6 protein-coding genes and 3 pseudogenes are annotated in these 7,618 nt (G+C 37.4%); 7 read left to right on the top strand and 2 right to left on the bottom strand.

Annotated features, from left to right (window positions below; all coding sequences use genetic code 11):
* A pseudogene (locus ACMZ6Z_RS08700) lies at window positions 1-91 on the bottom strand (transposase); the annotation flags it as partial.
* Window positions 65-187: pseudogene (locus ACMZ6Z_RS08695) on the bottom strand (transposase); the annotation flags it as partial. The pseudogenes ACMZ6Z_RS08695 and ACMZ6Z_RS08700, both read right to left, overlap by 27 nt.
* A 42-nt stretch (window positions 188-229) precedes the next feature.
* Here ACMZ6Z_RS08695 and ACMZ6Z_RS08690 point away from each other — a divergent pair.
* The 7 genes and pseudogenes from ACMZ6Z_RS08690 to ACMZ6Z_RS08660 all read left to right on the top strand — a co-directional run bounded on the left by ACMZ6Z_RS08690 (window position 230) and on the right by ACMZ6Z_RS08660 (window position 7,447).
* Window positions 230-442, top strand: coding sequence for a hypothetical protein (locus ACMZ6Z_RS08690; protein ID WP_416132156.1), 213 nt, complete (start codon window positions 230-232; stop codon window positions 440-442).
* A 558-nt stretch (window positions 443-1,000) separates the two neighbouring features.
* Window positions 1,001-1,723, top strand: a pseudogene (locus ACMZ6Z_RS08685) (replication initiation protein); the annotation flags it as partial.
* A gap of 292 nt (window positions 1,724-2,015) precedes the next feature.
* Window positions 2,016-2,576, top strand: coding sequence for an ABC transporter ATP-binding protein (locus ACMZ6Z_RS08680; RefSeq protein WP_416132155.1), 561 nt, complete (start codon window positions 2,016-2,018; stop codon window positions 2,574-2,576).
* Window positions 2,577-2,970: 394 nt separating this feature from the next.
* Window positions 2,971-5,022 (top strand): BglG family transcription antiterminator, encoded by a 2,052-nt coding sequence (locus tag ACMZ6Z_RS08675; protein ID WP_416132154.1) that lies wholly within the window; start codon window positions 2,971-2,973, stop codon window positions 5,020-5,022.
* Window position 5,023: 1 nt separating this feature from the next.
* Window positions 5,024-5,308, top strand: a complete 285-nt coding sequence (locus ACMZ6Z_RS08670; protein WP_416132153.1) for a PTS sugar transporter subunit IIB — start codon at window positions 5,024-5,026, stop codon at window positions 5,306-5,308.
* Between the two features lie 28 nt (window positions 5,309-5,336).
* A complete protein-coding gene (locus tag ACMZ6Z_RS08665) occupies window positions 5,337-6,716 on the top strand; it encodes a PTS ascorbate transporter subunit IIC (protein ID WP_416132152.1) in 1,380 nt (459 codons plus the stop codon).
* 11 nt (window positions 6,717-6,727) lie between these two features.
* Window positions 6,728-7,447 (top strand): transaldolase, encoded by a 720-nt coding sequence (locus tag ACMZ6Z_RS08660; protein ID WP_416132151.1) that lies wholly within the window; start codon window positions 6,728-6,730, stop codon window positions 7,445-7,447.
* Window positions 7,448-7,618 lie beyond the last annotated feature (171 nt).

The raw sequence follows: 7,618 nt of genomic DNA, 5'->3' as shown, positions 1-7,618 counted from the left end.
GATAAGTTGGGTAAGGAGGGAAATCATGAGGGAGCATGCGCCATTGGCAGCCTGTTTTAGTGATATACAAGGTTGCGTTCACGAGTTCTCGTTTAGACCATTTATAGGTGCGGTGTTTGGCGAAATAGGATTCAAATTGAGCCCATTCTTGATCGGTTAAATCAGTATCATATGCTTTTCGTGTCATATCTTTAGTTTAACATTTTTTTGTGAATACAGGTTCTTAGAGTTGGTAACAGGTCACAAAGAACCACAACTTGACCCTGGAGCAAGAGAACGGCTAGTAAAAACCAAAGTAAAGGTTACAACCAAAAAGAATACTTTTGAACGTCGTCTTGAAGATGTTATCGGAAAAGCAAGACAGGAAGTGCAACGCCAAGCTAAACAAAGCATTAAAGAAAAACGCCCATCGAGAGAGGACTTTGATGGCCCAAGTTTATAGACCGTCTTTTATCATACAGAATCATGTGATATACCAGAACAGTCGCAATCACTATACTGCGCAAGTGGGAGGTGATTCTAATGCGTATGTTTACCGAACTTGTCGTTGTACCATTCCTCGTGAGTGTGGCGGCTGAGTTAATTACGGAATGGCTAATCCGTAAGTGCTTCGACAAACGCGACAAAAAACAATAATAGCCTGCGTGCCTTGAGCAAGCACAAAAAAGAACCCAGGAGATTGAGCACTCCTGGGTTTTTCTATGCGCTTAGTTTACCGAACTTTTAAGCACTATTATTATCTCATACCCTTATTTTTTTGTCAATTTTTTCAAGAGTTAATATTTTTTTAGATCTTTTTTAGGAGTAAGATATTTCCAGACATACTTTTATATATACTTTATATTGCTTTAGGGAGGAGGAAAAGTCAGTGATATCAAGGGTTTTGGGGTTAATACTTGAGAAAAAAGTACGTGAGGTTTTATGAATGAGAAAAGGGAAAATGGAGACCGCATTTGATAATTTATTAGCTAGACAAGATTACTAGGCTGTTCAAGCAAATGATCTTGCCAAGGCGTTTGGAAATCTAAAAGCATTTGAACATAAATTATTGGACTATTGCTTTAGTTACGTGACAAAAGATAACACTGTTACTGACATATTCAAAGTTAATGCAAAAGAGGTATTGAGGCATTATGGCTTAAACACTTCTGGTCAGAATTATGAACGTGTTGCACGTGGATTTAAAGCTCTGAATGAAAATACTGCTCTGTATCTTCCGATAGTTGAAAATGGGATAAAGGGAGTACTAATGACCCAGCTCTTTAGACGTATAAAATTCCTGCAAAACGGCGAGATAGAATTTCAGTTTTCAGAAGACGCTGCCCCATATGTATTTGCTTTGAGAAGCCAATATTATTCTTTTAAGCTAGCAGAGATTGCACGGATTAAATCGAAGTACGGTCTTATCCTAATGAAATTATGGGAATCACGTCGATACGGAAATCAACGTGTTACGACAATTGAAGGGGATTTGAGTGAGTGGCAAGACTGGTTCTTAGGTTCTGAAAAACGCTGGGAGCCTGCACGTTTTTCACGTGATTGTATCAGGAAAGGAGCAGAAGAACTTGAAGAGAAATTAGGGGTAGCCATTTACCTACAGACTTTGAAGAATGGTCGCAAGGTTGTTGGCTATGAAATGCAGATTATCGATAACAGACCACCGATAACAGCTGACATTTATAGACAAGAAACGAAAGAATATCAAGCTACTCTATTGGACTAAAAAAATTGTTAAACATTAAAACTTGGTTACGCTTCCATTTCACAAGTATTACTTATTTTTATATTATATTTATAAAAACAGGGTTAAAAAGTTTGTGAAAAAATGTAGATGTTAAAGTGACCATACATTTTTTGAAAACGGTTGCCTTTTGTGGTATAATATATCCATATATCCATAAATTAATTTATAAGATGTTTGTATACAGACAAGGTGTAACTCCACAAGTAGTTAAAGAAGGTTCAAAGAAAGTAGAAAGGACAGTTTTATTAGTAAAAAAATTAAAAGTTTAGCTATGTTAGGAACGAGTGTTATAGCTTTAGGAACCTTTTCTCCAATTTTTGGAACGGTTGCCTATGCAAATACAGCTCCTGAGTCATCTCAAACAATAGATAATAGTAAAGCTGAAGTTGTTGAAACACTTGCTAATAATGGTTATTTAGAAGTTGACGAAGAAAGTCAAACAATCGTCATTACGGAAAAATATAAGCAGGAGTTATTAGCGAATACGGACGCTGATCGGTATAATGTTGTCTTCACCGAAAACTCTGTATCTATCACTCCTAAGTATTCATTTAGATCATTTACTGGAGTAAATAAAATTGTTTATACTTGGAAAGGGTTTGATGTTTACCTAGATAGCGAAAATGCCAATAAACTAGCAGCCGGAGTTGGTATAGCAGGAACAGCTGCAGCTTTAATTCCTGATCAGACTGTTTCAAAAGTCCTTGCTGTAGTTCTAGGATTAGCTAGTGGATTAATCAGTTATAATAATTCTGCGGGTAGAGGAGTAATTATTGCTTATATTGGTAATTCAATTGGAGGAGCTACACCACATTGGGTGACTTCGCAATGATTTATAAAATAATAATTTTTTGGGCATGTCTGCTCATGACCCTATTTTCCGAAAAAATTTTTAGAAAAAATGTGGTTGCTTGGAAATCAACCTTTGCTATTTTATCAATGATTGCCGCAATTTCTTTTATGCTCTAAACCCGACAAAGACCTCCTGTAGGAGGTCTTTTCTCATGCGTTTTATTCGTATGTTTGCACTCTGCTCTTGATCGGTTAAATCGGTATCATATGCTTTTCGTGTCATATCTTTAGTTTAACATTTTTTGTGAATAATGGGTTCTAAGAGATTTTATGATGAGTACAATTGGTGACCAATTTTGTGGGTTGCTTTTGGACTCAATTAGCCTTGACTATGAAAACGCTTTAAAATATACTAAGTAGTAGGAGGAGATAGAATGTTATCTAATGAGCTCATCAAAAAAATTCATATCTTTTCTAAATATCCGAATCGTAGTTTGGAGGATTTTGAATCACTGTTAGGAATACATAGACGTTATATTCTAGCTGATATTGACCGGATTAATGATAGTTTAGAAAATCTGGAGCTTCCCTTGCTTACATTTGAAGGAGATGTCTTAAAGCCGATTTCTTTTGGTGAGAAGGAGTTGTACCAAGCGCTTTTACCGAGTTTGGAGGACTATGTTTTTCAGGATGAACGGCCAGATTTGATTATTCTGTACCTCTTGATAGAAGATAGTTATCTTTGCGTCAATCATTTTGAATCGTTTTTAAGAGTCAGCCGTAATTCTGTCCTGTCAGATCTCAAGTTGGTTCGAAAAAAGTTAGCAAAGTTTGACGTTAGTGTGCATTATTCAAGGCAAGCTGGTTATTATTTGGAAGGCTCTCCTTTTTCATTAAGACGCGCTTTAGAAGCTACGATTAATCACCTGTTATCACTTGCTTCAGGAAAATATCTCCTAGCTTACCTGATGCAAGAGGTGGGGATTAAGGATGAGAGTTCTAGTTTATCTCGACTACTGATGAGTCTTGGTAGTAAGCATCACTTGTTTTTCATTTCTGAAAAACGTAAAGAATTAGCTTACCTTTTAGCTTTTTTAGCCAGCAGCCCTTTTAAATCATATGTCATTAATAATAAGGTCTATCGTGAATTTAGTGTCTCCTATCAATTTTCTGATTTTTTAGAACATCTTTATTGGCATTTTCCACAATTACGACTAGAAAATGATTTCATAACAACTCGCTTAATCGGTTGCATCCAAGGAGATTTACATCATTTCTATAATCACGAGGTGTACTTGATTATGGAAGAGATTATTGGTTCTGTTTTGGTAAATACTGGTCTAGTTCTTAACGATAGTCCAAATTTACGCAAAAATTTGTATAGCCATCTTTTGCCAGCGTATTATCGAATTCTCTACGATGTCGAAATGGTAAACCCCTTAAAGCAGCAAATACAAGAAGATTATGCTTCTCTCTTTTATTTGGTTAAGCGAAGTTTGTTACCCTTGGAACGTCACCTCAAAAAGCCAATTAGTGATGACGAGGTTTCTTATTTCACCATTCATTTTGGTAGCAATCTTGAACGACCGATTAAAGATAAGGAAGGTCGATTAGTAGCATTATCACTTTGTCCAAATGGTGTTAGCTCGTCTCTTATATTGCAATCGGAACTAAGGTATCTGTTTCCCCAGATTCAATTTATTGAAATTCATCAATTATCAGATTTGGCTTTTCTTGACGAATCAACCTACGATATGGTTTTTTCAACAGTTGCTTTTGCTAGTAGTAAACCGGTTTATGTCACTCAACCTTTGATGGGTGATGTCGAGAAAATGATGCTAAAAAAGACAGTTTGTGAAGATTTTAATCTTCCTATTTCTAACCCTGTCACTATTAATGAATTATTGGCTATTATCAATCGCCATACAACGATTATCAATAAAGAAAGTTTAATACGTGAATTATCCCAATATATTATTGGCAGTTATCTCAAAAAAGACATAGGAGGAAAAGGTCTCTTGGAAATTTTAAAAGAAGATTACATTCAACAATGTCAGGGAGTTAGTAATTGGCAAGAAGCCATCCGCCTAGCTGCTCAGCCATTGATTAAAGAAAAAATTATTGAAGACAGCTATATTGATGGTATGATTGCTTCTGTTAATGAATTAGGTGCTTATATCGTTTTAGCCCCTAAAGTAGCAGTGCCTCATGCGGCTCCAGATCAAGGTGTTAATGATTTAGGGATTGCTCTTTTGCAATTAGAAAATCCTGTTAGCTTTGATATTGAAGAAAAGGGGGACCAAGACAAAGATGTCCAGCTCATTTTTGTCCTAGCAGCAGTTGACTCTACCTCACATTTAAAAGCACTGCAAGAATTATCCTTGATCTTGGATGATGATGCTCATATTGAAGCCCTTATTGCGGCTGATAGTAAACAAAAAATCTTAGACTTAATGTCTCAAATAATAGAAGAAGGAGATTTATAAGATGTTGAAAATAATAACTGTTTGTGGAAATGGGATTGGATCTAGCTTATTACTTCGCATGAAAGTAGAAGCCATTGCCAAATCATTGGGTATTGCCGTTGATGCCGAATCTTGTGATTCTAATGCCGCTGTTGGTAAGGGAGCGGATCTTTATGTGACAGTGAAAGAATTTAAAGATATTTTCCCTGAAGATACAAAAGTATGTATCGTTAAAAGTTATACCAACAGGAAGAAAATTGAAGAAGATTTAATCCCTGTTTTAAAAGAAATGTCTGACCAAAACTAATCTGATAAAAGAAAGAGGAGTGTATCAAATGGAAGCCATATTATCATTTTTTAGAGATATTTTAAAAGAACCTGCCTTCTTGATGGGATTTATTGCTTGTGCTGGCTTGGTTGCTTTAAAAACACCTTGGTATAAAGTATTAACAGGTACGTTAGGTCCTATTCTGGGTTATTTGATGTTGGCCGCTGGTGCTGGGGTCATCGTTTCAAACTTAGACCCATTGTCAAAATTAATTGAACACGGCTTTAACATCACAGGTGTTGTCCCAAATAATGAAGCGGTTACCTCAGTTGCCCAAAAGATTTTGGGTGTTGAGACGATGTCTATTCTTGTGGTAGGTCTCTTATTGAATCTTGCCTTTGCTCGCTTTACCCGCTTTAAATACATTTTTTTAACAGGACATCATAGTTTCTTCATGGCTTGTCTTTTATCAGCCGTGCTGGGTGCTGTGGGCTTTAAAGGCACTATTCTTATCCTCTTAGGTGGCTTTTTACTTGGTGCGTGGTCTGCCATCTCACCAGCAATCGGTCAAAAGTATACCCTGAAGGTGACTGACAGAGATGAAATTGCTATGGGGCACTTTGGCTCTTTAGGATATTACCTTTCTGCTTGGGTCGGTGGAAAGGTTGGAAATGGTAGTCAAAATACCGAGGATCTTGATATTTCTGAAAAATGGAGTTTCTTACGTAACACCACTATTTCGACGGGATTAATCATGGTTATTTTCTATTTGATTGCAACCATAGCCTCTCTCCTTCGTGGATCGGCTGTGGTGAACGAATTAGTAGCTGGTCAAAATCCAATTATTTTTGCTATTAAGAGTGGTCTTACCTTTGCTGTAGGTGTTGCGATTGTTTATGCAGGGGTTCGAATGATTCTTGCGGACCTGATTCCTGCCTTCCAAGGGATTGCTGACAGGTTAATTCCTAATGCTATCCCAGCTGTTGACTGTGCAGTCTTTTTCCCATATGCCCCAACTGCTGTTATTTTAGGATTCGCTTCAAGTTTTGCAGGTGGATTGATAGGAATGTTGATCTTAGGTGCAGCTGGTGGTGTTCTGATTATTCCAGGGATGGTTCCTCATTTCTTCTGTGGTGCGACTGCAGGTATTTATGGTAACTCAACTGGTGGACGTCGTGGTGCTATTGTTGGTGCCTTCGTTAACGGTTTACTCTTAGCCTTTTTACCGGCTATGTTACTACCGGTATTAGGAAAACTAGGCTTCTCTAATACAACTTTTGGTGATGTTGACTTTGGTGTTCTAGGTATTTTGCTTGGTCGACTTGGCACATCTATTGGTCAAGTTGGTATCTACATTGTGATTGCCCTTATGGCATTGACGTTGATTATTCCTAGCTTGCTGTCTAAATCTGACCAAGCCATTAATAATCTTGTTGAAGAAGATTAAGAGAGATCATTATGACAAACCCATTACAGATTAAAGTTTATTCAGATGGTGCTGTTTTAGAACATATGCTCAATGATTTAAACTCGGGCTTAGTGACTGGATTTACCACGAATCCAAGTTTGATGAAAAAAGCTGGCATCACTTCTTATATCGGCTTCGCTCGGGATGTTTTAAGTCAGATTACAGAACATCCAGTATCCTTTGAAGTTTTCGCAGATGATATTGATACCATGCGCAAAGAAGCAGAACGCATTGCCGAACTTGGCGACAATGTTTACGTTAAGATTCCGGTAACAACCTCGACAGGGATTTCAACGGCTGATTTAATCAAAGAACTTTCGGAAAAAGGGATTAAACTGAATGTAACAGCCGTCTTTACTGTCGAACAGACACGCCTGGTAGTTGATCATCTAACATCCGGTGTACCAGCCATTGTTTCTGTCTTTGCAGGTCGGATTGCTGATACTGGTGTTGACCCACTTCCGATTATGACAGAAGCGCTTGCGATTTGTCGTGAAAAAGAGTCCATTGAATTACTTTGGGCTAGTCCACGTGAAACCTTTAATATTTATCAAGCCCAAGCACTTGGTGTTGATATCATCACATGTACCAGTGATCTCATCGCTAAATTACCATTGGCTGGTAAACAATTGGAGGATTATTCACTAGAAACAGTGCAAATGTTCCTAAACGATAGCAAAAGTCTTGGTTTTAGCATTTTAGAAGATTAACCCAGAAAACCTACTATTAAACTCTTCCGTTTGGGAGGGTTTTTTTGGGCTCTTTTCCTCCTTCTACGAAAAAACTGCTAAAAAATGGCAAAAATCAAGCAAAATACTTGACAAATCGGGGGGGGGGGGGGGGGGGGGTAAAAAAAAATTTCTAAATAAAAGGAAAATAAT

The organism is Streptococcus pluranimalium (assembly GCF_047785705.1).
GTDB lineage: Bacteria > Bacillota > Bacilli > Lactobacillales > Streptococcaceae > Streptococcus > Streptococcus pluranimalium_A.
The sequence above is the reverse complement of the archived record's forward strand: the minus strand, read 5'-3'. Positions and strand labels throughout refer to the sequence as shown.